This is a genomic window from Blautia sp. CAG:237, assembly GCF_000436615.1.
In the GTDB taxonomy this organism is placed as follows: Bacteria; Bacillota; Clostridia; order Lachnospirales; family Lachnospiraceae; genus Blautia_A; species Blautia_A intestinihominis.
Genome location: NZ_FR886644.1, coordinates 1 through 2,252, shown reverse-complemented (window position 1 = coordinate 2,252; position 2,252 = coordinate 1). Strand labels below are relative to the sequence as shown.

General features: G+C 45.1%; 2 protein-coding genes. Both read left to right on the top strand.

The genetic code is table 11. From position 1 onward, the window contains the following. Nucleotides 1–560 (top strand): His/Gly/Thr/Pro-type tRNA ligase C-terminal domain-containing protein (locus tag QZL69_RS00015; RefSeq protein ID WP_291517457.1); only part of this gene is annotated, 560 nt, incomplete at its 5' end. A 280-nt stretch (nt 561–840) separates the two neighbouring features. Then, complete coding sequence (locus QZL69_RS00010) at nt 841–2,091, top strand: 6-phosphofructokinase (RefSeq protein ID WP_022213186.1); 1,251 nt, start codon at nt 841–843, stop codon at nt 2,089–2,091. Nucleotides 2,092–2,252: the final 161 nt, after the last annotated feature.

The window sequence follows — 2,252 nt, the reverse complement described above, 5'->3', positions numbered from 1 at the left end:
ACGTAGAGTTCCTGTTCCCGTTCGGATGGGGCGAGCTGTGGGGAATCGCTGACAGAACAGACTATGACCTGACACAGCATCAGAATGTATCCGGTCAGGATCTGACATACTTCGACGATGAGAAGAAACAGAAATACATTCCTTACGTTATCGAGCCTTCACTTGGTGCTGACCGTATGGTACTTGCATTCCTGTGCAGTGCATACGATGAGGAAGTTCTGGATGCAGAGAAGAACGACGTTCGTACAGTCCTTCACTTCCATCCGGTACTGGCTCCGGTCAAGATCGGTGTCCTTCCGCTTTCCAAGAAGCTGAACGATGGTGCAGAGAAAATCTTCCAGCAGTTAAGCAAGAAATACAACTGCGAGTACGATGACCGTGGAAACATCGGTAAACGTTACAGAAGACAGGATGAGATCGGTACTCCGTACTGCATCACTTACGACTTCGAATCTGAGAATGACGGAGCAGTTACTGTCCGTGACCGTGACACCATGGAGCAGGTTCGTGTCAAGATCGGCGAGTTGGAAGCATACTTTGCTGACAAATTTACATTCTAAGTTCTGAGGACTCAGAAACTTTCATAAGAGAATGACGACAGGCATTCGCTGTGCACTGCGCTGATACGCAGACACGGCAGATGCCTGATTTTTTTGTGGCATTCTTCTATTTCTTTTATAATCCATACAGCATATACAAACAAAACTATACAAAATAGATAATAAAAACAAAAGATATATACAAAAACATATAAAAATACACAAATCTTCTTGACGAAAACGGATAATATTGGTAAAATTTAACTATTATATATCCGACAACAAAAAAGGAGATGACAGTATGGCAAAAAAACGCAATATCATTGTAGGACAGTCCGGAGGTCCTACCGCAGTAATCAATTCCAGTCTTGCAGGTGTGTACAAGAACGCCATTGAGCGAGGTTTCGACAAGGTATATGGAATGCTGCACGGAATTCAGGGACTTCTGGATGAACAGTATATCGATCTTTCTACACAGATCCACTCAGAGCTGGACATTGAGCTTCTCAAGAGAACCCCGTCCGCGTTCTTAGGTTCCTGTCGTTTTAAACTTCCTGAGATCCACGAAGATAAGACCATCTATGAGAAGATCTTTGGTATACTGAACCGTCTTGATATTGATGCGTTTATCTATATTGGCGGAAATGACTCCATGGACACCATCAAGAAGCTTTCTGATTTCGCAATCCTGACCGGCCAGAAGCAGAAATTCCTTGGCGTACCGAAGACCATTGACAATGACCTCGCACTGACCGACCATACACCTGGTTTTGGAAGTGCAGCCAAATACATCGGAGCTTCCACCAAGGAAGTGATCCGTGACGCACAGGGTCTTACCTACAAGAAGAGCATGATCACGATCATGGAAGTCATGGGTCGAAATGCAGGATGGCTCACCGGCGCAACTGCACTTGCGAGAACAGAGGACTGCGACGGACCGGACCTTATCTACCTTCCGGAAGTTGCATTTGACATTGAGAAATTCCTTGTCAAAGTCAAAGAACTCCTCAAGAAGAAATCTTCCGTTGTGATCGCTGTATCCGAGGGAATCCGCCTCGCTGACGGACGCTATGTCTGCGAACTTGGAAGCTCCGGAGATTACGTGGATGCATTCGGCCACAAACAGCTCGCAGGAACCGCGACATACCTTGCCAACTTCCTGGCAGCAGAGTGTGGCTGCAAGACAAGGGCTGTAGAGCTTTCTACCTTACAGAGAAGTGCTTCCCATATGGCATCCCGTGTCGATATCGACGAGGCATTTATGGTAGGCGGTGCTGCAGTGAAGGCAGCAGATGAAGGCGACACCGGCAAGATGATCGTCATCGACCGTGTTTCCGATGACCCGTACATGGCAAAAACAGGCATCTATGACGTACACAGGATCGCCAACGAAGAGAAGGTCGTTCCGAGAAACTGGATGAACAAAGATGCGACTTATGTCACCAAGGATTTTGTCGATTATATCAGCCCGCTGATCCAGGGAGACTACCAGCCGATCATGGTAAACGGTCTCCCGAGACACCTTGTGCTCAACCTTAAGAAGAAACGTTAAAGTAAAATATGAAATGGAGAAAGGTTTTTACATATTATGACAAAAACTTTCCCCATTTTTTGACAGTTTAACCTTGACTATTTGTACTAAAGTCTATACAATAATTATGTGCGTAAAACATAATTTTTTTATGTAAAAGAACAAATAATTAGGAGGAAATG